16 protein-coding genes and 1 pseudogene are annotated in these 22412 nt (G+C 69.1%); 5 read left to right on the top strand and 12 right to left on the bottom strand.

Features of this window, described 5'->3' with window-relative positions:
* Window positions 1-9: 9 nt before the first annotated feature.
* Window positions 10-852 (bottom strand): class I SAM-dependent methyltransferase, encoded by an 843-nt coding sequence (locus N542_RS0108555; RefSeq protein WP_028643570.1) that lies wholly within the window; start codon window positions 850-852, stop codon window positions 10-12.
* A gap of 35 nt (window positions 853-887) precedes the next feature.
* Between N542_RS0108555 and N542_RS0108550 the strand changes: the two genes are divergently transcribed.
* The gene (locus N542_RS0108550; RefSeq protein WP_036506735.1) at window positions 888-1628 is read left to right on the top strand and encodes a hypothetical protein; all 741 of its coding nucleotides are present in this window, start codon (window positions 888-890) and stop codon (window positions 1626-1628) included.
* A 251-nt stretch (window positions 1629-1879) separates the two neighbouring features.
* Here the strand turns inward: N542_RS0108550 and N542_RS0108545 are convergent, their stop codons facing one another.
* The gene (locus N542_RS0108545; RefSeq protein ID WP_036507088.1) at window positions 1880-2674 is read right to left on the bottom strand and encodes an HAD family hydrolase; all 795 of its coding nucleotides are present in this window, start codon (window positions 2672-2674) and stop codon (window positions 1880-1882) included.
* Between the two features lie 6 nt (window positions 2675-2680).
* Here N542_RS0108545 and ssd point away from each other — a divergent pair.
* A pseudogene (ssd, locus tag N542_RS27115) lies at window positions 2681-3676 on the top strand (septum site-determining protein Ssd); the annotation flags it as partial.
* Window positions 3677-3839: 163 nt separating this feature from the next.
* Entirely contained in the window at window positions 3840-4793 is a 954-nt protein-coding gene (locus N542_RS24000) for a TadA family conjugal transfer-associated ATPase (RefSeq protein ID WP_442937434.1), read from the top strand.
* Between the two features lie 189 nt (window positions 4794-4982).
* Here N542_RS24000 and N542_RS0108530 read toward each other — a convergent pair whose 3' ends face one another.
* From N542_RS0108530 to N542_RS0108490, 9 genes are all read right to left on the bottom strand, one after another.
* Window positions 4983-6923, bottom strand: coding sequence for a TniQ family protein (locus N542_RS0108530; RefSeq protein ID WP_197025897.1), 1941 nt, complete (start codon window positions 6921-6923; stop codon window positions 4983-4985).
* Window positions 6920-8080, bottom strand: a complete 1161-nt coding sequence (locus N542_RS0108525) for an AAA family ATPase (protein ID WP_028643566.1) — start codon at window positions 8078-8080, stop codon at window positions 6920-6922. Before N542_RS0108525 ends, N542_RS0108530 begins: the two co-directional genes overlap by 4 nt.
* Window positions 8077-10650 (bottom strand): helix-turn-helix domain-containing protein, encoded by a 2574-nt coding sequence (locus N542_RS23995; RefSeq protein ID WP_051551510.1) that lies wholly within the window; start codon window positions 10648-10650, stop codon window positions 8077-8079. The genes N542_RS0108525 and N542_RS23995 overlap by 4 nt, the downstream gene beginning before the upstream one ends.
* Complete coding sequence (locus tag N542_RS26545; RefSeq protein WP_155992906.1) at window positions 10640-11452, bottom strand: TnsA-like heteromeric transposase endonuclease subunit; 813 nt, start codon at window positions 11450-11452, stop codon at window positions 10640-10642. Before N542_RS26545 ends, N542_RS23995 begins: the two co-directional genes overlap by 11 nt.
* Entirely contained in the window at window positions 11449-13362 is a 1914-nt protein-coding gene (locus N542_RS0108510) for a TniQ family protein (protein WP_155992904.1), read from the bottom strand. Before N542_RS0108510 ends, N542_RS26545 begins: the two co-directional genes overlap by 4 nt.
* Window positions 13363-13660: 298 nt before the next feature.
* Window positions 13661-14815 carry a hypothetical protein gene (locus N542_RS27825; protein ID WP_197025896.1) on the bottom strand — a complete coding sequence of 385 codons (1155 nt, stop codon included), beginning with the start codon at window positions 14813-14815 and terminating at the stop codon, window positions 13661-13663.
* A gap of 383 nt (window positions 14816-15198) precedes the next feature.
* On the bottom strand, window positions 15199-15345 hold the full coding sequence (locus N542_RS27470; protein WP_155992902.1) for a hypothetical protein: 147 nt from the start codon (window positions 15343-15345) through the stop codon (window positions 15199-15201).
* Window positions 15339-15656, bottom strand: a complete 318-nt coding sequence (locus tag N542_RS0108495; RefSeq protein WP_028643563.1) for a hypothetical protein — start codon at window positions 15654-15656, stop codon at window positions 15339-15341. The genes N542_RS27470 and N542_RS0108495 overlap by 7 nt, the downstream gene beginning before the upstream one ends.
* Before the next feature lie 111 nt (window positions 15657-15767).
* A complete protein-coding gene (locus N542_RS0108490; protein ID WP_028643562.1) occupies window positions 15768-17087 on the bottom strand; it encodes a hypothetical protein in 1320 nt (439 codons plus the stop codon).
* A gap of 554 nt (window positions 17088-17641) precedes the next feature.
* On the opposite strand from N542_RS0108490, the gene N542_RS0108485 reads away from it, so the two are divergent.
* Window positions 17642-18604: a helix-turn-helix domain-containing protein gene (locus N542_RS0108485; RefSeq protein WP_028643561.1), complete on the top strand. Its 963-nt coding sequence runs from the start codon at window positions 17642-17644 to the stop codon at window positions 18602-18604.
* 26 nt (window positions 18605-18630) lie between these two features.
* Here N542_RS0108485 and N542_RS0108480 read toward each other — a convergent pair whose 3' ends face one another.
* Complete coding sequence (locus tag N542_RS0108480) at window positions 18631-19506, bottom strand: alpha/beta hydrolase (RefSeq protein WP_197025895.1); 876 nt, start codon at window positions 19504-19506, stop codon at window positions 18631-18633.
* A gap of 136 nt (window positions 19507-19642) precedes the next feature.
* Here N542_RS0108480 and N542_RS0108475 point away from each other — a divergent pair, with 136 nt between their 5' ends.
* The gene (locus N542_RS0108475) at window positions 19643-22405 is read left to right on the top strand and encodes a helix-turn-helix transcriptional regulator (RefSeq protein WP_081795068.1); all 2763 of its coding nucleotides are present in this window, start codon (window positions 19643-19645) and stop codon (window positions 22403-22405) included.
* The last annotated feature ends 7 nt before the right edge of the window (window positions 22406-22412 follow it).

Below are 22412 nucleotides of genomic sequence, written 5' to 3'. Positions count from 1 at the left end.
GTCGCCGGGTCAGCTGAAGTCGATGAGCAGGACGTCGTCGTCGGCGGGTGCCGTGGCGGTGGCGGGTCCGGCGTCGGCGTCGGCGGACGTCTCGTCGGAGCGCTCGGCGTCGGCCGTCGCCGGGCGGTCGACGACCGTGGCGCGGAAGCAGGAGGCGAGGTAGGGCAGCTGCATGCCGTCCATGCCCCGGCCGTAGTCGTCGTAGAGCGCGAGGACCTCCGCGACCTTGGCCCGGCGTCGGTCCTCGTCGAGGACCGCGAGGCTCGAGCGGGAGACGGCGAGGTCCTGGATCGACGTGCGGTCGATCGTCTGCCAGTGCCGGAACCTCGTCTCCGCGACGTCGCCGAAGTACGGCGAGGCCAGCAGCGGCTCCGCGTTGCGCGGCTGCCGCGGGGAGCCGATGATCCCGCCGAGCCGGCGGACCCACGGGATCTGCTCGTCGCGCTCGTTCCAGACCAGGGCGAGGTGGCCGCCGGGGCGCAGCACGCGGGCGATCTCACGCAGCGCTACCTCGTGGTCGAACCAGTGGAAGGCCTGCCCGGCCACCACGACGTCGTACGACGCGTCGGCGGCGGGCAGCCCCTCGGCGGACGCCACCGAGGTGGGTACGTCGGGCAGCCGGGCGCGCAGCCGGGCCAGCATCGCGTCGTCGGGATCGGTGGCGTGCACGTCGTGGCCGAGCGCCACCAGGGCCTCGGTCAGCTTGCCCGTGCCGGCCCCGACCTCGAGCACGGTGACCGCGTCGTCGCCGACCAGCCAGGCGGCCGCCTCCGCGGGGTAGCCGGGCCGACCTCGGTCGTAGGCGTCGGCCACCGAGCCGAAGGAGCGGGCGGGGGAGGGCTGGTCACTCATCGGGCTCACCGTACCCGCTGGGTAGCCTCTCGCCCGTGAGCTCCGCCCCGAAGAACGCCGACCCGTTGTCGCCGCTGGTGTCCCTCGAGGGAGTCCCCTCGGCGTACGCCGCCGCCCGGGACGGCATCGACGTGATGCTGCGCGACCGCGGCCTGCGTCGTACCTCTCCGGAGACGACCACGGAGAGCCTGCTGCGCGGTGCCCACGCGAGCGCCGTGCTGGAGGGCTCGGCGGCCACGCTGCCCGAGGTGCGGGTCGGCACGGGTGACGAGATCTCCGCCGACGCGGTGCGGATCTCCACCGAGCTGCTGGGGCTCGCGCCGGCGCTGGCCCGCTCCCCGCTGCAGGCGCTGGCGCGCATCCATGCCCTGGCCGCGGCCGGGCTGCCGGCCGAGTCGCGGGGCCGCCCGCGCGACGGCGAGGCGGCCGATCGCCTGCGGGGCCTGGGCGACCTGCTCACCGCGTCGACCGCCGCGCCCGCGCTGCTGGTGGCGGCCGTCGTGCACGCGGAGCTCGCGACGGCGGCGCCCTTCGCGTCCCACAACGGGCTGGTCGCGCGCGCCGCCGAACGGCTCGTCCTGGTCGCGCGCGGGGTCGACGAGAAGTCGCTGGTGGTCCCGGAGGCCGGCCACCTGGCCCTGCGGGCGGCGTACGAGTCCAACCTGCGCGGCTACCGCGACGGCGGCACCGCCGGGGTCCACGCGTGGCTGCTCTACGCCGCCGAGGCCTACTCCGCGGGGGCCGAGGCCAGCCCGCTGCGTCGTACGGCGGACTGAGCATGCGAACGGCACCCGGTTTCTCGAATGGTGGGCCGGGTGCCGTCGCTGACACGTGAGGACCGTGGCTACCAGGCGTGCATGCTCTAACTGCGGCCTCGGGTGTGTCCCGATGACCAGCGCCCTGTAGGAAGGGTAGATCGCCGCGTGGGTACCCGGCTCACGTGCAGGATGTGGAGTTCTGACTACCTGTGTACGCCGGTCCCGGGCAGTCCGCAAGGGGTTGACACGGCGCCCGTGGAGTGGGTCGCTCAGGCTCCCAGTCGGCGGCGTCGGGCGTTGGCCCACAGCACCCCGCCGACCGCCACGACGCCACCCACGGCGAGGGCGGCGAGGGTCGGCCCCGCGGGCGGCAGCGGCACCCGCGAGCGCAGCGCGACCGGCTTGGTGAAGACCAGCACGGGCCAGTCGTGCGCTGCTGCGGCCTTGCGCAGCTCGCGATCGGGGTTCACGGCGTACGAGTGGCCGACGGCCTCGAGCATGGGCACGTCGGTCACGGAGTCGCTGTAGGCGTAGCTGTCGGCGAGGTCGTAGCCGACCTGCTCGGCCACCTCGCGGATGGCCCGCGCCTTCTCCTCGGCGTAGGCGTAGTACTCGATCTCACCGCTGTAGCGGCCGTCGACGATCTCCATCCGGGTCGCGATCACCCGGTCGGCGCCCAGCATCGCGGCGATCGGCTCGACCACCTCGGTGCCGGAGGCCGAGACGATGATGACGTCGCGCCCGGCGAGCCGGTGCTCCTCGATCAGCGACACGGCCTCGTCGTACACCAGGGGCTCGACGACGTTGTAGAGGGTGTCGGCGACGATCTCGCGCACCGTGGCGACGTCCCAGCCGGTGCAGAGCTGCGACATGAACTGCCGCATCTTCTCCATCTGGTCGTGGTCCGCACCGCCGACGAGGTAGACGAACTGGGCGTACGCCGAGCGCAGGACCGCGCGGCGGGAGATCAGGCCACCGGCCTGGAAGGGCTTGCTGAACGCAAGCGTGCTCGACTTGGCGATGATCGTCTTGTCGAGGTCGAAGAAGGCTGCGGTTCGCGCCATGGGCCCATGGTAGGCGGCGACGGGCCAGGTTTCGTCCACCGTGCGGTTGTCGAACCCCCTTGTCCACAAGGGGAATCCGGTCGGTGGTGGTCGGTCGGGGTGTCGGAGACCCTGGCTGGCATGACCGCTCCGCTGTGCTTCACCCGTGACCAGTCGCTCCTGGACCAGCTGCTGCGCCTGTCCGCTGCGGCCGGGATCACCCCCGATGTCGCCGACGACCTCGGGGCGGCGCTCACCCGGTGGCCGGCCGCCCCGTTGGTCCTCGTCGGTGCCGACGTCGCTGCCGAGATGGCCGCGATCGCGCCCGCCCGCCGGCCCGGGGTGCACGTCGTCGCCTGGGGCCAGGTGCCCGACGAGACCTTCCGAGCGACGGTGGCGCTGGGCGGGGAGAGCGTCGCCCAGCTCCCGTCCTCCGAGGCCTGGCTCGTCGAGGCGCTCACCGACCTGGGCGACCCGCAGCGCGTCGCCGGCACGGTGATCGGCGTGACCGGTGGCAGCGGCGGCGCCGGTGCGACCACCTTCGCCTGCGCTCTCGGCCAGCTGGCGGCCCGACGTGGCCGGGCGGTGGTCATCGACGCGGACCCGCTCGGCCCCGGCGTCGACCGGGTGCTCGGCCTGGAGGACCGCGACGGGGTGCGGTGGGACGGCCTGTGCCACACGACCGGCCGCCTGAGCGCGCGGTCGCTGCGCGAGGCGCTGCCCCGTCGTGAGGACCTGGCGGCGCTGACCTGGCACGCCGGTGCGCCCGGCACCCTCCAGGCGTTCGCCGTGCGTGAGGTGCTCTCGGCGGCGCAGCGCGGGCACGACTTCGTGGTCGTGGACCTCCCGCGCTCGGCGGACTCGCTGGTCGACGAGCTGGCGTCGCGGTGCGACCGGCTGCTCGTGGTGGTCGTCCCCACCGTGGCCGGCGTCGCCTCCGCGGCCCGGATCTGCGCCCGGCATCCCGACCCGAGCCGGGTGCGGCTGGTGGTGCGCGGCGCTGGCATCGACCCCCGTTCGATCGCTCGGGCCACGCACGTCCCGGTGCTCGCCGCGATGCCCGACCAGCGTGGCTCGCCGAGGCCATCGACCTCGGCCTGGGGCCGGTGCGCTCTCGCCGGGGAGCGCTCGGTCGGGCCGCGGGCGAGGTGCTCGACCAGCTCGCGCTCCTGCACGCGGTCGCGGCATGAGCACGCCCCAGCTGGAGGCGGTGCGCGACCGGCTGGCGCGCACGCCTGGCGAGCTCACGCCCCACCGGGTCGCCGAGGCGCTGCGCGAGGCCGGACGGCCGGTCGGCGACGCCGAGGTGCTCGCCGTCTACGAGACGCTGCGGCGCGACGTGGTCGGTGCGGGGCCTCTCGAGCCGCTGCTGCGCACGCCGTACGTCACCGACGTGCTGGTCAACGGAGCGGAGCACGTCTACCTCGACCGCGGGCAGGGCCTCGAGCTCACGAGCGTCACCTTCCCCGGTGAGGAGTCGGTCCGCCGGCTCGCACAGCGCCTGGCGGCGCTCGGCGGGCGACGGCTGGACGACGCGGCGCCGTACGTCGACCTCCGGCTGCCCGACGGCACCCGCTTCCACGCCGTGCTGGCCCCGCTGGCGCGCCCCGGGACGGTGATCTCGCTGCGCGTGCCGCGGCGGCAGGGCTTCACGCTGGAGGAGCTGGTCGGCCACGGCACGGTCGACGAGGAGACGGCCGAGCTCCTGGACGCGGTCATCGGTGCCCGGCTGGCGTTCCTGGTCAGCGGTGGCACCGGCTCGGGCAAGACCACCCTGCTCTCGGCGCTGCTGGCTCGCGTCGGTGCGGGCGAGCGGCTCGTGGTGGTCGAGGACGCCAGCGAGCTCCGGCCCGACCACCCCCACGTCGTCGCCCTCGAGGGTCGTCCGGCCAACCTCGAGGGCGCCGGCGCCGTCGACGTGCGCACGCTGGTGCGGCAGGCGCTCCGGATGCGCCCCGACCGGCTCGTCGTGGGGGAGGTCCGGGGCGCCGAGGTCGTGGACCTGCTGGCGGCCCTCAACACGGGCCACGAGGGCGGTGTAGTTGACGGCCGAACGTTTCAGTTGACGGGAAATCTTTTCAGTTGGACGAGCGAACGCTTCATTTCGAGGCCGTACCGACGAGTAACCCGTCATTCCTGATGAGTCGAGCCGTCGTCGGGCTCGTTGACGGGCATGGTTTGCGAATCAACTACTTGGCCGTTCCATTGCTCGGCGCGGCCGGCGCGAGGCCATGGGTGTGACGAGCCCTTGCCTTGGCGGTCCAGCCCTTAGAGTTCGTGTCGAGCTGCGTTGATGCGGAGCCAGCTAGCGGTCGCGGAACGCGGCGCCCTAGGCGATGTTGTGCGTGCCTTCGGGTGCCCCGCCGTTGGCGAGCCAGCAGTCCGATGTCACGTCCAGGCACTCCCGAGATAGGAGCGTGTTGACGCACTCCTGCAACGCGATCTCCACGCGGTGGAGTTGCTTGCGCGTGAAGTACACGACGTAACGCTGGGCCTGCATCTCACGGTCGTGTGCGCTGAGCTCATCCAGCCTCAGGGACGGTGCGCCGTGCCAGTCGCCTCCCGTGATCGACTCCCACACCCAGGCAGCGGCGAGATGTCGACGCTGCGACCAGCGAGGGTCTGTGGGATCGATAGACGAGGTGCGGCACACGGCCTGCCAGTCCTCGTCCTCGAAGTCGTCCCATGTGCGGAACGCTCGTCGTCGGGCACCGAAGTTGGTCGGGTTCTCGGTCTCGGCGAGTGCTTGCGCTACCGAGGTGAGCTGTTCGTGCCAGCGACTGCCGACGCCGGCCTGGCGAACCTTGGACTGCATGCGTTCGCAGTACGAGGCGTGCCTGGCGTGGATGCCCACCGCCTGTGCGGCCTCATGCCAGTTCTTCAGGCTGGGCTCGAGTGTTCGAGCGAGCGCCATGGCCGCGTACCGGCGACTTGCCGTGACGTCCTTGAGTGGGACGGGAAGGGAGTCGCGGGTGAGGGTCGCGGACAACAGGGCGGGCACCTGGTCGGTACCGATGCCGGAGTGGGGCGGCTCGGCGTGAGTGGAGCGGCCGTCGAGTGCGGCCGACACGGTGAACTTCTGTTCGTCCCGTACTGCGTTCATCGCGTAGGCGTGTCCGGTTGGGGGTTTCCAGAACTTGAGCAGCTGGGTCCACTGCGCTGTCGTGTTGACTGGCTCCCCGCTCGGGGCGGCGGCGAACCTTCGCCAGGCCGCAGGGTCACGGTGGAGCTGAAGGCGAGCGGCGGCGTCGAGGGCGACGGCGGTCACCAGGGGGTTCGTTGGCGGCAGCGAGTACGACCGGTACTGACCTGCGGCGGCAGGCCCGCGTCGCGGCACGGCGGCCTCCCGGTCGCGGATGTGGGTCTCCCATGCGGTTCGGGCAGCGTCGTCAAAGTCTGCTGCGAGGTGCACGCCGCCCATGTAGAGCACCATCGGGGCTAGTGCGCGCAGGGCGGCGAGTTCTTCGTGGGCGGCACGCCGGTCTGTGTCGGTGATCGCGGCAAGATGGGCGTCGATCTGGGTCTGGAGGACCAGCGCCGCCTTGCTGGCGACAAGCTTGGGTGCGTCGGTTGGGGACGCGCCACAGATGCCGTCAACGGTGCGTCGGCGGCGACGGGTGCCGGATGCAGTGAGTTCTTCCTCTGGCGGCGGACTTGCGCAGCACTGGGTCGACTGTCGTGCGTCGAGCGCGCTGGACTGCCACCGTGCTCCGCACTCATGGCAGCGTGCGGAGAGGTACAGGCCGTGTGGGGTGCAGGCGAAGGTCCACGGGAGCTTCCACTGAACGTGCCACACGCCGGGTCGATCGAGGAGACAGGCGGGGCACGCGAGGGAGGGGAAGATGAAGGCCCACGAGCGGCGCGCCCACGCGGTGACCGTGGCCGGACGCTGCCGGTCCAAGTTCGACGGGTCCAGCGCGATGCCGCGGTAGCGACTCAGCAGCATCGGGTCGAGAAGTTCTTCGGTGAGGCCGGTCCCCTCGTGAATCGCGGACCGTTCTGCGGGCGGGAGGTCGACGCCGTACGCGAGCGGCTGGTTGGGCGATCGTGGCGCTGCTTCCGGGATAAGACCGAACCACCGCCACAAGTCGCGCCGTTGCGCCTCGACACCAAGTGCGATCCGGTCGATCCAGCTGCTGAATGACTCGTCTTCAACTGGTGCCGGGCACAACGCAAGGCGACGTGGTTCCCCGGCCAGCAGCGACTCGACCCGTGCTGAGGGTGCGACAGTCCCGGCCGGCCCGGTGAACGAGAGTGCCTTGACGGTCACGCGACCTGCCCCCGGCTCGGCTTCGCGGGGTTTCGGGTGGACTTTCGAGCCGCCTCCACGCGCGCCTCGTTGGTGATGTCGACGCGCACGTCCTTGAGCATGGCCTCGTCGATGCACTCTCGGCCCGTTCGGATGGCCTGGTGAGCGCCCTTGCGGATCAACTGCGACAAGCCGGCCATCATGCCGCCGGTGCGGTGGTGGAGGTACTCGTACAGTCCCGGCAACGTCCCCTGCTCGTGGTCGAGTAGGCACAGGGAGGACTCGAACGCAGCGATGGTTGAGACCCATGCCTGCTTGTCGGCCTTGGTCTTGCACGGAGCGGGTGCCAGTCGCTGCAGCGCGAAGCGGGAACCGTTCTGTCGTTGGACCGAAGTCGGCTTCGCGGTGGCGGGGAACAGCTTGCTGTGGTCGAGGTCGATGCCGGCAGCGACCACAGTGACGCCCGTCTCGTTCAGGATCTCCTTCATCAGGTTGTTCGCGTCGGCGCCGTCGTTCCCGTTGACGTTGAGGAAGTGCAAGTCGTCGATCACGAGAACCTGGGTGCCGCACCTTTCGACGAGCTGGACCGCGAGCCGGCGGAGGGTGACGGTGTCGTGGCTGGAACGGTGTGGGAGCCCGTAGTACTCGATGAGCTTCGCGAGCATCGCCTTCGGGAAGACCTTGTGGGGCATGAGGAGGTAGGCGACTGGGACGAAGTCGTCTCCAACTCGGGCGAAGTACTCCGGGTGCTCTGCCCTGAGGAACAACTCGTAGGAACGCAGGACGGTCTTGAGCGTTGTCGACTTCCCAACCCCGGCGGGGCCGCTGACAACCAGGCCGGACCGGGCACCTGCCTGGGCGTTCATGTTGAGTCCGATGACCTCCATGAGGTTGTTGCGGAACTCGACGAGCTCGTCGGTCTCGACGATGACGAGCTTGGAGTGGTGCTGGTGTCGGGCGCGGTTGTACTGGTCGAGGTCGACGATCGAGAGCCGCTCGTACTGTTGCCGTAGCAGGCGTGCTGGCACGACCGGGTCGCACTGGAGCACGTAGCGGCGCCAAGCCTCCTTCGACCGCGGCTCGGTCAGCGCCGGATGGATGAGAGGGTCGTGGTCATTGACGAGGATGTCGGGCCAGTTGCCGAACAAGGATGACGGTGTGGTGAGCAAGACAGTCACGCTCCGGTCGGGTTGTCGAAGCTGGCGACAGCGCGGGGTGCGACGGCCAGCGGGTCGAAGTAGTCGTCATCGGCATCGGCGGCCGTGTCAGAGGAATGCGTGGTGATGTCGGGCACGGCCGTCAGATGCTGCCCCGGCGTTGTTGCTACGGCAGCGGGGGTCGAGTGGTTTGCCTTGTCGCGTGCGAGCGTTCGGGCGCGAGCCATCTCCCTTGAGACCTCTCGAGCGGACTTTGCTGTCCAGGTCTCGGGTGCGCCAACCCGGAGGTAGAACTCCTCGGCCGCCGCTGCGACCTCGGCTTCGAGGGTGCTGTCGAGGCCGTGTTCCTCCATCCACGCTCTTGTCTGGCGAAACATCAGATCTGTCATCGGGAGGTCCGGGTCAGGTGCGGCGACCCACTGGAGGGGGAACCATGCCTCGTGCTGCGGTGAGTAGAACCACGCGATCGTGATGTCGTTCGGGTCGATCCGGATGGGCCACTTCTCGCCTTGCAGCCGGCGTCCTTCTTCGCGACCAGGTCGACGGCCCTTGGCAGTCAGAGGCGCGAGGTAGTCGGAAGGTGTGCCCGTGTCGTAAAGCCGGAGGACGTCGGCGTCGTAGGTGCGGTAGTTGACCTTGGCGCCGGCCCTGGAGAACTCGACCCAGTGGACGGGCAGGAGCCGGAAGTACAGGTCGTCATCGACGGGTGCCGGGACCCACCCGAAGCAGGACACGAGCATCGCGTACGCCTGGTTCGGGGTCATGAACCGGTTCGGGGCGCCCGGCGCGGGAAGCGCCCGGGTGCGGGTGTTCTGGTAGATGTGGACGACCCAGTAGGCGAGGAACTCTTCGAGCTCGTCGACGGTCCACCGGGCTTGGCCATCGGTGTTGAGGCCGCGACGCGCGACGCTTCCGCCGGTGTAGCCGGCGACGTGCTGGGCGAAGCCGCTCCCGATGGTGCGAAACAGCCGCTCTACGGCGGCCTTGTCGGTGGGTTGGAACTTGCGGGCGTCACGCTTGGAGATGCGCAGTACTCGGCAGGCGCGTTCGCAGTCTTTGGACACGTTGATCTTGCCGTGGTCGGCGGAGAGGTTCGTCATGTAGATGACGGGGTGTGCCGCGGCCCCTTCGAACCTGTCGTCGTGGTGGATGGTGAGTTCCTCGGGGAGTGCGAGCAGGCGCGCCGCGAGGTGCTTCTTCCACCCGGGCCGAACGGCTTCAGGGCGTAGGGCGTCGGCGATGAGGAGGATGGCGTCGGCCCTGTTCTCGGTGCCGATGACCAGGCGCCACGAGCAGATCGTGTGTGTCGCGACGTCGAGGGTCATCGAGAGGCTGACGGTCACGTCCACGTCGTTGATGGGGTCGTAGGCGCGGATGTCGAGCGGGGTCGCGTCCATGAGCACGCTCTGGCCGGGGCGCGAAGCGCGCAGCGGGTTGAACGAGTGTGTTGGGGTGCGGTCCTTACTTCGGCGCCCGGGCGACGGGCCGAACGTTCCGGAGGGTCCGAGGATCGTCTTCAGCTTCGGCATGAGGGTCGTTCGCGGTGGCAGAGGGACTGCGCCCTCTCCATACTGATGATCGAGTCTCCGCTTGAGCCGCTTGTAGAACCTGCCCTTCTCGCCAGTCGCTTCGTTTCCTTCGACGACGACGCGCTGTTCGATGGCGGCGCTGATGATGCGAGGGTCGATGCCGGCGAGCGGGTTGAGTCTGCGTGCCGAGCGCTGGTCGAGAAGGCCGAACAGTTCATCGGCCTCGTACCAGTCGACCCAGTTCCGCACAGTTCGGTCGGTGAGTCCGAGCTCGGCTGCCTTTGCCTTCAACCGGTCCTTGAGGAGGGGGGTCGTGTACTCGGGAAGCGGCTCGCCGGGCAGCGGATCATCAGGGTCTCCGCTGCGGAACCCGGTCGTTACCTCGAGAACATGCTGCTCCTTCTCCAACGCAGCTGCCGCAGCCTTGGGTGCCAGACCTTCGAGGACTGCCTGCCGGTCCAGGCCGAAGCTGCTTCTGCCTTCGCCGCGCCGTTTCACGACCCTGTTGGGGAGCCCGGTCTCGGAGGGTTTGGCTGCGTCGGCGACGTCCACCCCGTCAACAGTGTGGTCGGGTGCGAGGGTCCACGTTTCGTCCTTCGCGGGACCGGTCAGCGCGCTCTGCCAGACGGAGCCCGCGGTGGCCCGATCGTAGGGCGCACCCAGGTAGTCCAGCTTCGAGCTTGAGTGAGCTGCCGCCGCGAACCCGGCGGTTCCCGTCAGGTACTCGGGGATGTTGGTCAGGCGTGCCTCGGCCGACCGGTTGGCGATGATGTCGGCGTGCACGTCGGAAACCAGGGCGAGGTCGTGTGCGCCGGTCTGGGTGCAGCGCAGGCGGAACGCGAGAGCGTTCTTGCATTCCGGCATCTCGTGCATCCCGACGACCTTGAAGTCGCGGTTCCACAGCCGAACGTTGTCGCCGATGCCGATCCGCGGCCACTGCGGGTCGCCGTGCCTCGCCCTGTCTAGGGACGGGTCTCCGCCGTACAGAGGCGCGGAGTCGTGAGAGCTGTCGGGGTGGTCTGCCACGTCTTCCGATGACGGGTGCCGCTGGTCAGTGGTCACTGGTACTCCTCACGATGGTCTGAGTGCTCAGCCGTTCGTTCCGGTCGAAGGTGAGCTCGTGCGTCCACAGGAGGTGGTAGGTGCAGGACGGCACGAGGGGGTGGTTGCCCAGGGTCATGCCGAGCTGCTTCCACAGGTCGCTGAGGGTTGTGGCTCGGTGTGCGGCCTGGAGGATGGTCGGCCGGACGGGGTCGTAGCCGATGTCGCGGGCGAAGTCGGCGAGGAAGTCGGTGTTCGCGGCGAGGGGTTGCGGCGGCGTTTCGACTGGGTAGTACGTCCATCCGAGGTACTCGCACGTGGCCCCGACCAGACGTGCTCTTCGGGCAGCCCTGATGGCGTCCTTCGGGTCGAGCATGTCGAGTTCGGAGACGTGGGGGTCGATGACGAGCCGTTCGCCGTCGCGAGTCTCTGCGTAGATGTCAGGCGTCGCGGTGAGGGTGCCTTCGATGTCGAAACCTTCGATGGTGAGCGGCTGCGCCACCAGGTAGGTGATGTGAGGGTCGAAGTCGAGGATGCGCAGCCACCGGCATTCGTTCCAGGACTCGTAGCGCAGGAGTTCGTCGTCGGTGTGGGAGTAGTAGTCGCCGGGCGTGTGTCTTGAACCCGCGTAGTCCATGACCTCCCGCGCAGGCAGGAACGGCCGAATCTGTTCAGCCACGGCCGGTGAGGGTGCGGCCGTGACGAGACGGGCGTCCTCTCCGCACCACGTCAGCGACATCACGCGGACGTGGTCAACGACGCGCCGTCGCTCCGGATCGCCAAGGGTCGTGGTGTCGGTGGTGGCACCACGAGTCGAACTCATGCGGCGGCCCGACCAGCGCTGCGTCGCGGGGTATCGGTGGATGCCCACTTCTCGAGGTCCGCGCGGAGCCCGGACGGAATCTGGAGGGCGAACCTACGTTGCCCCTCATGCCGAGACTCCCGGGTTGTTCTCGGCCACCAGCCGTCCTCAAGGGCAGGAGAGTCACGCCAGTCGGCTCCGGCGACCCGCTCCCAGAGGTACACGGCGGCGTGCTGGGCGCGCTGCTGAGTCGCGACGACATTATGCGGCCGGCAGAGCCGCTGCCACTCTCGGTACGGCACTGCCGCGAGCGTGCTCAGGCGACGCTCGGCGGCGCGGTAGTCGTCGCCGGCAGCACCGAGCGCGTCGAGGCACGCGGCGACTCCGGCCCAGAACTGGTCGGCGTCAGCGACTTTCCGCACTCGTTCGATGGCGCGGCGACCGCGAGGTTCCGGGATGCCGAGAAGCGTGGCGGCGGCGCGCCAGCTGCTTGCGCCGAGGAGTCGTGCGGCCGCGATGGATGCCAGGCAGCGGCCCGTGGCGTCGGCAACCTCGTCCAGGTGGTCGGCGACGTGAGCTCGGTACAGGTCGGTTGGCATCAGCTGCGGCACGAACCGGGCTGAGTCGCCTGTGACGCGCAGCGCGGTTGCGTCGCTCCGGGTTCCGGCACCGGTCGCGAGACCTGGCGATGGTCGCCGGGCGTCCACGATGCGCCCACGACGCGGACGGTTGAGCTGCCTCACGATTCTCGCGATCGGTTCGCAGGATCCAGACCAGCGGAGCGGGTCGTGCTTGTTCCAGTCCCGGCTCGCGAGGTAGGCGAGGGTGACCGGTGCTGCGGCTTCGGCCAGTTCGTCGTGACTGGCCGCGCTCATCGCTGAACGGGTGGCGAGCAGCAACGCGCCCGCTAGAGCGGCAGTCGCTGGGCTGCTGCGGTAGAGGACCCTGGGCGCCAGGTCGTCACGGTCTCGGTGCCACACGGTCTCCAGAGCGGCAGCCAGAGCGTCGTCGTTGACCTGTGCGGTCCGTGTCCGGGCCGGTGGAGCGTCGTGGGTAGCCCGGGGCAGCGCAAACAGGGAGTTCGGGTCGGTGGCCGCGCCGCACGCCAGCGTCATGGCAGCCAGGTCGCGCAGGGCGGCGAACCTGGTGGCTGCGTCCATCTCGCCGTTGGCGAGCTCCTGGGGAGGGGGGACGCGGCCTGTCATCGTCAGCGCGTCCCGGGCTCTTCCGGCTGGACGCTTCGCCGATCGTGTCGGCGGCATCGCCCGAGTCCCTGGCTCGTGGGTGACGCCCAACGCGTCGAGCACGGCGAGCTGTGCGGCAACGAGGCCGGCACTGATCCGGTGTTGCGGCAGCTGGCACAACAGCTGGTCGCACGGGTCATGGAAGGAGCCGCTTCCGCACACCGCGACATCGACCAGATAGTCCCGGCTGAGTGCGCGCGGGTGGCGGCGATACCCACGAGTGAACGGTATGCGGCAGGTCGGGCACTCATCGAGAAGCAGCACCGCGTGTCGCGGACAAGCGGCTGCGTATCCGAGCTTCCACCACAACGGCCACACCGTCGGGTCCTCCGCAAGGCAGCGTGCGCACACTCGGGAGGCGTGCGGTAAGAGCCATTGGTGCTTCACGACCTGGGTCAGAGACCTCTCGTTCGACGGGTCAAGCCTGCTGAGGTCGAGTCCGGTGCCGTGGAACCTCGACAGCTGCAAACCATCGACCGATTCGGAAGGCAGTCCGGTCGCTTCGGTGAGGTGCGTGGTCGAGGCGCGTGGGAGGTGGATGCCGAACAGGCGGACGCGAGTGACAGTGCCGTCGGGACGGAGGGGGAGTCCAAGGCGATCAGCAAGGACGCCGGTCGGGCAGTCGATGTCGGTGCTGTAGCGGTGGAGCCATGACCACATCGACTCGCCGGCGACCGGTGTGGTCACCAACGGGAGACGCACAACTGCGGGCAGCGGATGGCGGCCGGGTCCGGGCTGCCCCGGGGGTGGGAGGAACGGTCGAGGAGGCGGCGTCGAGGACGCTGCGCCAGAGGGGGAAGTTGGCACGAGAACGCAACGTATAGACCTCTATACAGAACCGGGAAGCACCAATGGGGGGTGGTCTGTACCTCACCGGGTCCGCGGACCGTTGCGTGTATGCGATCTGGTCGTGGATGGACGCGGCGGGCTCCCCGGTGTGACTGCCATCCCGCCGCGTCCAGCGCTCACCGTGAACGGCCAGGCGTTACCCGGCCTGTGCCCGCCCGGCCCCGATAGCGGGCACCAGCCCCCACCCGCGGACGGGCAAACCCGCTGCGAAGAGCCACTCCTCCCGGCACCTGTCGCACCTGATGTGTACGTCGTGCTCGCGGAACCCAGGAGTGTTGTCGTGCTCCTCGACGATCTCGCCGAAGCCGCATGGGCACCGGTATCGGTAGACCTCGATGTCACCGGGCCCCGCCCCCCAGCCGGCGACTTCGTGCGCGTCGCGGGTGACGAGGTCTGTACGGATGGGTGCCGCTTCGGGCGAGGTGGCCATCCATTCGGCGATCGCGGCGACGGCCGCGTCGTAGAACGACGGCGACGGCTCGACGTCGTACAGGAGCGACAGCAGCTCACCGGGCGTGCTGGCGATGGGGTGGTCGCTGTCGCGCACGCCGGCCGTGTAGTCGTTCGCGATGTCACCGACCGGGTCCGGACGGCCAACCTGCGCAGTCAGCCAGTCGTGGAACGGAGCCCCGACCTGCGCGGACGCCGGTCGAACCCAGGCCCCCGTCAGCGGTCCGCCGGCAGCACACCGGGCCAGCGCATCCTGCAGGTGGAGCAGCCCGGGAGGGCGGAACTGGTGGCCACGCGGTCGCTCCTGCCCCGACCCCGTCAGGCGCCGCAGGTAGTGGTGCTCGCGTTCGGACACCCCGACCGAGAGGTTCAAGCTGCCACCGCGGTCAACGAGGTCCAGCCCCAGCGCGGCGGCGGCCCAGATCAGGCGTCCGTTCGACACGTAGTCGCAGTGAGGGCGTAGGAACTGCTCGGCGGTGTGCTTCAGCTTGTAGCTGCTGAGCTCGGGTTCCTGGCCGGCGACCGTCGGGGTGAACATGCGGAGCATCTCGACGACGAGGACGAGCTCGACGAAGTCGGTCTGGCCGTTGAAGCGCCACGGGTCATCCGCGTAGAAGCCGTTGTCACTGAGGGAAGGCCCATCGTCGTCCGTCCCGACCAGCGGGTGCTGGTCCAAGACAGAAATCAGGTGGCGCGCGCTCGGCCGGTCCCCGAGGAGCCCCTGGGTGAAGGGCGACGTCATCTGCCGCAGCGCGGCGGTGTACTTCGATCCTGTGAATGCTGCCCAGGACCGCGCGTCCTGCTGGAGCTCGCGGTTGTAGGCGTGGTTGTTCGAGGACATCTCAATCTCTGTTCCGGGCTCGCAACCCACGCTTGCCAGCCCTGACATGAGAGAGCGTCTCGACTGGTCCTGCCTTACTGGATCGGCACCCGTTGTCCTCGGCGTCGTCGTCGCGTGGGGACTCAGACTTGGAGAGAGGCAGTCCAGCCCGCCTCGGCATCAACGATACCCGACGGAGCCCATGGGTCCAGGGGTTGCCGTCGCGGCCCCTGCCGGCCGGAGTGACCCCATCGGAATCCGCAGTGTCCCGGCTGGACCTGGGGGTCCTCGGACTTCAGGCGCTTTGGGGGGACTGCAGGTAGCACCTCAGATGGGCATGGTCGTCGTAGTGGTCCGGTGGCGTCCGAGCAGCGCCGCCGGGAAGCCTCGCCCTTCTGCGCCGGTCACATGTCGGAGGGGACGGTGCGGGCTCCGGCGAGCGTCATCGCGATCACGTGGCGTGGTGCGCCTTCGGCGTCGCTGACCTCGACCACCTGGGCCCAGTCGTTCACCGACACCGCGGGCGTCTTCTTCGGGGTCTTCTTCAGCACGAGCAGGAACCCGATGCGGGGCTCGGCTCGTACGCGGCGGCTTGATTCAGGTACGACGACTTGTCCGGCACGGGCTCCTCGGTCGAATCCTGCTTGAGCTCGACGTACAGGTTTAACCCGGGGAACGCGAACCACATGTCGACGCGGCCGCCGCCGACGTGGCGGACTTCGGTGTCGACGCCGTTGAGGTAGCCACTGCCTCGGACGAAGGTGCGCAGGTCGCGAGCGAGGTCTTCTTCGCTGGCGGCGGGGTTGTACAGGGACGGCGCTTCGCTGGGACCGACCGAGGACCGGTCGAACAGGAACGCCATGAGGAGTGCGGTGACCCCAGGTCTACGGCGTCAGCCAGGCCGTCGAGGGTGCGGTAGTCGGTGGAGGCGTGGAGGCGTCCAGGTCGGTCCAGATCTGCTGGAGGGCCTGGTTCACGGGCAGTGACGCGCTGGCGAGCTTGGTGCGGTGCCGGCGGCGTGCGACCTCCCAGAGACGGTCCTCGGCGTCCTTCTCGGTGGGGTGTCGGTGCTGTGGTCAGCCGGCGGCTCGGCGCCGGCGCTCTCTTTTGGGTCGTGGACGGGCATCCCCGCGGCCAGGCGCCGTGCGGCCGCGTCGCGGATCTCGATCGCGGCCGGGAGGTCGGCGAGCTCGGTCTCGGACGCCGTTCCGTCTTCGGCGGCGGCTTCCATCTCAGCGACACGCTGTCTCAGGACGTTCATGAGTCCGACCTCGTCGGCGAACCCGTTCTCGATGACGGGGGCGACCAGGACCTGGACGGCGCGACCGTCGTCGTCGCAGCGCAACCCGGTGTAGGAGCCGCTGACGCGGTACAGGTCGACAAGGTTGTTGATGACGGGCACGGCGTGCAGCCAGGACGGTTCGTCGAGGTTCTGTCGTGCGGTGGTCAGCCGGTCGGCGAGGAGCGACCAGGCCGCCCACGTGGTCGCGGCGACATCCCCGGTCCAGTGCCCGCGGGAGTAGCACAGGTGCCGGAGCTCGCGGACGCCGTCGCCGAGGTCGGCGGCGACGGCCGGGTCGACGCTCTGGGTCTCGATGAGTCCTCGCAGGAGTCGGGCGATGTTCGCGGTGACGTGTGCGTCGGGGCGGTCGTCGTGGGTGAGCGCGGCGGCGAGGGCGGCGAGGGCGTCGTCGATGTGGCGTACGGCGGCGTCGGGGCCGTCAGCGCGGAGGGCCTGAAGGAGCTCGGTGCGGGCGAGCATCACGCCGACGTCGGAGGGCGACCCGGACTGGTCATCGCCCTGGTCCGTGCCGGTGTCGTCGCTGAGGTCTGCGATGCGATGCGCGACAGCGAGAAGGTCGCCGGCCTCTGGCCACTGCTCGAAGCACGCCTGGACCGCGCGCAGGGCAGCGCGCGTGTACGAGGTGGGTCCGGTGCCGTCGTACTCGATGAGCAGCGCGAACAGGTCCCAGCGGGCCGTCCAGCCTCCGAGGCGCAGTTGGGTGGCCACCTCTAGCGCGTCGGCCGCACGGACCACCCCCGGGCCGGTCGAGGTGGCCGGGGCGGTGGCCTGGTCGAGGACGTCCTTAGCCAGGCGCTCACCAGCGGCCTCAAGTAGGGCGGTTGAGGCGAGGAACTGCTGAGCGGCGTCGGCGAACAGGACGGGGGACGTCGTTGCCACGATGGCGGCGGCGAGCGCGAGTGCCGCGGTGTCGAACGCGGTAGTGCGTTCGGCGGAGTCGAGGCTCGCGAGCTGGGCGGCGGCGGTGATGACCTCGGGCGTGTTCGCCATGCCCGGCAGGGATGCGGCGAGTGAGGTCAGGTCCGCGCCCTGCGGAGTCTGGTCGAAGTGTCCGGTGATCCGGCCGGGACACTGGCATCCGGGCGGGACACTCAGTGCTCTCGACGCGACACTCGAACTTCCGACGGGACACTTGCTCGCAAGTGTCCTCGCTGGTGGACACACGGCGCGACCGCCTTCATCCCCTTCATCGTGTGTGTTGTCGCCCGGCCTGCGCGCGGGTCGACCGCGCCGTCCGAGGGCACAAAGGCCCTGAGCTCTCCGGGCCGGAGTCGAACCTACGTCCGGGGTCTCGCTTTCCCAGGCTGTCATGAACCCGGGTGGGAGGGGGCGCCGTACGATCGTCATCGTGGCCATCGGCGCCCGGGCCCGACTCGTTCGCACGAATATCGACTAGTCTTGTGGGCGCTACGACCGAGTTTCGGACACGTTGACGAGGTAGGGATGGTCCAGGCTGGGCTGGCCGTGCGCGGCTGGCTACCTGACTCAACGTGGTCGGTCGCTGGGGACAGGTCCGAGCACTCGTTGAACGAGAAGAGGCCGCCGTGGTTCTTGTGTTGGATACCAGCACGGTTCCTCCAGATGAGCGCCGGGATGCGCTCCTGAAGGTGATGCGAAGCGCGGGCGTCTCGGCCGAGATCACCCACCAGGCGGCCGACCGTGGCGTCGAAGCGACGATGAGCGTGTGGTCGCTCGGGGGCGGCGTGGACATCTTGAGCCGCGCCAGCACTGGCATCCGTCTGACGCAAGGTCCCGGACGGGCAGGCGTAACCGCGGAGCGCGTCTCGTTGAGCGTGATGACCCCTGGACAGTGGCGCTTCATTCAGCGCGGCAGCGACGTCTCGGGGGCAGCCGGCTTGGGGATGGTCCTAACCGACCACACGTCGACCTACCAGTTCGCCCGGACAGACACTGGCCTTACCCGCGCGATCAACATGGACCGCGAGACCCTGGGGCTCCCGATGGAGATGGTCAGGGTGGCCATCGAGCGCCTCGAATCAAGCCCGCTTTACGGCCTAGTGCGGCAGCACATCGTTCACCTTGTCCGCGACCTCGACCAGGTGGAGGGCAGTTCGGCCTCGGCCATGCTGGGGACGGCCACGGCCGAACTGGCCCGGGCCTTAATTTGGTCGGTAGCGGGATCTTCCTCCGTTGCTCGGGGAGCGTTGGAGGACTCGTTGCAGCGCCGCATCTCGTTGTACGTGATGCAGGAACTAGGTGACCCCGGGTTGTCCCCAGGGCAGATCGCCAAGGTCCACAACATCTCGGTTCGCCGGTTGTACAGCTTGTGGGCGGCCGAGGAGCTGAGCCTGGCTGAGTGGATCATGAGTGAACGTCTGGAGCAGGCCCGACGCGAGCTCGCCCGACCCGGGGGCGAGTCCCGGACGATCGCGGCGATCGCGCACGGCTGCGGGTTCGTAGACGCCGCGCACTTCGCCCGCAGGTTCCGCACTGCCTACGGCGTCTCCCCACGCGACTGGCGGCAGTTGCGGCGCAGCATCGAGTAGGGATGGTCCTGGCGGTCCACGACCGGTCAGAGGCCCTGGGTCGTCAGCCAGTCGAGACAGTGGTTGGCGACGTCAGACCAACCCTCGTCGATGACGAGGGCGTGGCAACGCCGAGGGAACACGTAGTGGTCCGTGGTCTCGTCCGGGTACGCCGAGCGCCACCGCCGGGCGCGGGAGGCGACGGACGCCTCCGCGACGATCCGGTCTCGACCGGCGCTCAACAACAACAGCGGCCGGTGAGGATCTCGGGCGTCCAGGCGGCCGCTCGTGGCAGTCCCTCGACCAAGCCGCCGGACCTGGACGGGCGCCACGTAGGTGTCGTAGAGGAGGTCGGAGGCTTCGCGGGACACCTCGTTCGCGTACCACCGGTGGAAGCTCGCACGCGAGGACGGCTGCTCGTCGGCAAAACTCCTGGACCGCAGGTCTCTGTACGCCTCCAGCGCGGTTCGTACAGTGGGCAACGGCCCGCGCAGCGTGGGCGCGATGGCGATCCCGGCAGCCACAAGTGGGTGGCCGAGCGAAGCCTCGACCAGAAGGGCACCCGTGCCGTGCCCGATCACAATCGACGGGCGAGACAGCGAGGACACGGTCTCGTGAACGCGTGCGATGACCCGGCTGAGCCGCACCGGGCCCGGCCTCAACATGTCGCTCCAGCGAGCAGGTCCCTCCCCGAGAGGCTCTCCGGTCCAAGTGACCGCGACGGACTCGTACCCGTTGTCGTTGAAGAGCTGCGCCCAAGGCAGCCACGAGGACTGATGCAGGGTCGAGCCGTGCACGAAAACGACCAGGCCGCGCCCGTCATCGGGTTGTGCCCGTAGGAGCACCGAGTCCTCCTCACGCGGGTGGTTCGGGTAGATCCACGCTAGGAGTTGCCGAGGTCGCTGTGCCGTCTGGTTGCGCACGGGTCTGTGCTGTCCGTGCAGATCCAGAACACAGGTCTGCACGAACAGCCGACATCGACTCATTCTCGGCCCTTAGCGTCAGGTACGACGTCAGGGCGGCTTCGGGCCGCCGTCTTCCTGGGAACAGAGGGCCGGTATGAGCAGCGCGACCTTCGTCGGCAGGGCGGCAGAGTTGGAGGTGATCGGCAACCTTCTTCGCGGCCTTCCGTCACAAGGAGCATCTGTCGTGGTCAGCGGGCCGCCAGGCATCGGAAAGACCACCTTCCTAGACGAGGTCGAGAGGCGCGCCGCGGAACGTTCGATCCAGGTCGTGACGACCACACCGTCGGAGACGGAGGTGACAATCGCGTACGCCGGCCTGCACCTGCTCGTCCAGCATCATCTCGCCGGCCTACGAGTTGCTCAGCCTGACGCAGCTGACGTCCTCGAGCGCTGCGTGATGGACGCGGGGCAGTCTGGGGTCGGTGCGATCGCCATGGCACTCATTCACCTTCTCGAGGACCTCGCGGAGACAGCGCCTGTGCTACTTCGCGTCGACGATGTGCAGTGGCTGGACCAGCCGTCCTTCGATGCGATCGTCTTCGCCGTGCGGCGCCTCGTCGACAGCCCCGTCGCTTGCGTTCTTGGGGTTCGAGACGCGTCGGCACGGCGAGAACTTCTTCTTCGCGCTGGCTTCGAGGACCTGCCGATCCCAGTGTTGGAGCACGCCGAGGCCCGGGAGGTACTGACTCGGAACGCGTCGTGGTTGGGTCCAAGAGACGCGGACACCGTTCTCGACCAGGCAGCCGGCAACCCGCTCGCGCTGGTCGAGCTGCCCCGAGCACTCATGCGCTCGACCGGCCAGATGCCCCCCCCGGGTCAGCTCGTTCCCCTGACCGCACGTCTAGAGAACGCCTTTTCGGAGCGTCATATATTGCTCCCGAAGCTGGCGCGCGACCTGCTCCTGGTGGCCGCGAGCAGTGACCGAGACAACCGAGACGAGATCCTGACAGCAGTCACCCGTATCCCGGATTGGGGAGACACCGAACCCAGCCTGGCCCTCGACTTGGCGCGGGACGCTGGTCTCGTGCACGTCGGGGAGCAACGCGTCACCTTCGAACACCCGTTGATCCGCTCAGCGATCTACCAGAGCGCCACCGTGGCGGAACGACAGGCCGCGCACCGAGCTCTCAGCACGGTTCTCGACCACGAGCCCGCTCGGCAGATCTGGCACCGCGCATCGTCGACGACGGACCTCGACGACGACCTGGCCACCGCGCTGGTCGACACTGCACGTCAGCTCAGTGTGGCCGGTGACCAGGAAACTGCTGTCGCCGCTCTGAGGCGGGCCGCACGGACTGCCCGGGACCCTCGACGACGCGCGGCGCTATCTGTCGATGCTATGCACCAAGCCGTCGACCTTGGTCGCCCGGACCTGGTCGAGGAGATCCTGGCAACGATCGATGTGGCGCTCCTCGACGACTTGGAGAACAACCGCCTCGGCTGGGTTCGTGATGTCACCCGGAACGGGATCTACAGCGGCGCGGCGCACGTGATGGCTCTGGCGCCTATCGCTCGCAAGATCGGCATGTCCGGTGAACCGGAGCGTGCGGTCGGTGCACTTCGAGAGCATTCCTTGCGCATGTGGTGGTCGAACCCGACGTTGGAGGAGCGATTGGCGGTGACCGAGGCTGCCGAAGCCGTGACGCCGGACCCGCACGACGATGTCGGCCTCCTTATGGTCCGCGCGCTCGCAACGCCTATGGAGCGGGCCGGCGCGGTTGCGGAGCATCTCGACCGGTTGCGACCGCAGGTCACGCAGGACCAGTCGGTCACTGACTTCTGGGTCGCCCTGGTCGCTATGGCCGTCGGAGACTATCCGGCGGCGCTGCCTCGGATCCTGAGCGCGGTCGAGGACTTTCGTCGGCAGGGTCAGTTCGGTGTGCTCGTGCAGGCGTTGACCGCGAGCACATGGGCCGACATCCATACCGGTATCTTCCTCCGGGCGCAGGCCAGCGCGGAGGAGGCAATCCGGCTCGCCCCTGACCAAGGTCAGGCACTCTTCTATGTCACGTGTCAGCTCGCATCAGCCACGGCCCTCGCACGTCGCGGAGATCTTGAGTCAGCCGAGGTCCTGGTGGCTTCGGCAGAACGCGTACTGCGCGAACGGGGTGCAGCCCCGATGCTCGCAATGGCCCAGTACGCCCGGGGAAGCATCAGCATTACGGGCGGTCGGTACGGGGAGGCGGTCGACCACCTGCTCCGGATCTTCGATCCGAGCGACGAATGCTTCCACCTCTACTACCGCAGCCTGGTGGCCGCCGACCTGATCGAGGCCGCCGTTCACGCGGGTCGGCTCGATGACATCAAGGAGCAGCTCGCGACCCTCGAGGAGCACCAGCGCCGCACGGCCTCGAAGATCCTCACCGCGCAGCTGGTGTACGCCGCGCCGTTCCTCCACGAAGAGGATCCCGAGGAGCACTACATCGAGGCGCTCGATTCGCTTCGTGCCTGGCCCTTTCTGTCGGCCAGGACCCAGCTCTCTTACGGCATGTGGTTGCGCCGGCATAGGCGTCTCGCCGAGGCTCGCCACCGACTCCGCATTGCGGCTGGCTCGCTGCCGTCGCTCGGAGCCATCGTCCTGGCAGCGTCGGCGCGCGAAGAGCTCCGGGCAGCAGGTGAGTCGCCGACAACCCTCGGTAGCTCGGCTTGGGTGTCGCTGACCGCACACGAGCTCCGAATCGCCCAGTTGGCGGCGAAGGGACTCAGCAACCGGCAGATCGGTGACCAGATGTTGCTCTCGCACCGGACGGTGAGCACCCACCTGTACAAGATCTACCCCAAGCTCGGCATCAGCGGCCGGGGCCAGCTGGCCGCGGCGCTGAGCGAGATCAACGACGACCGTCACACGGGTACGTAGCATGACG

The sequence above is a fragment of the Nocardioides sp. URHA0020 genome, assembly GCF_000620705.1.
GTDB lineage: Bacteria > Actinomycetota > Actinomycetes > Propionibacteriales > Nocardioidaceae > Nocardioides.
Note: the sequence above shows the minus strand (reverse complement) of the source record. Positions and strands in the feature narration are given on the sequence as shown.

Bases quoted from the DNA above. Each gene is read 5' to 3' on its own strand.
- N542_RS0108555 (WP_028643570.1), bottom strand. From the start codon at position 852: ATGAGTGACCAGCCCTCCCCCGCCCGCTCCTTCGGCTCGGTGGCCGAC.
- N542_RS0108545 (WP_036507088.1), bottom strand. From the start codon at position 2,674: ATGGCGCGAACCGCAGCCTTCTTCGACCTCGACAAGACGATCATCGCC.
- N542_RS24000 (WP_442937434.1), top strand. From the start codon at position 3,840: ATGAGCACGCCCCAGCTGGAGGCGGTGCGCGACCGGCTGGCGCGCACG.
- N542_RS26545 (WP_155992906.1), bottom strand. From the start codon at position 11,452: ATGAGTTCGACTCGTGGTGCCACCACCGACACCACGACCCTTGGCGAT.
- N542_RS27825 (WP_197025896.1), bottom strand. From the start codon at position 14,815: ATGTCCTCGAACAACCACGCCTACAACCGCGAGCTCCAGCAGGACGCG.
- N542_RS0108495 (WP_028643563.1), bottom strand. From the start codon at position 15,656: ATGGCGTTCCTGTTCGACCGGTCCTCGGTCGGTCCCAGCGAAGCGCCG.
- N542_RS0108490 (WP_028643562.1), bottom strand. From the start codon at position 17,087: ATGGCGAACACGCCCGAGGTCATCACCGCCGCCGCCCAGCTCGCGAGC.
- N542_RS0108475 (WP_081795068.1), top strand. From the start codon at position 19,643: ATGAGCAGCGCGACCTTCGTCGGCAGGGCGGCAGAGTTGGAGGTGATC.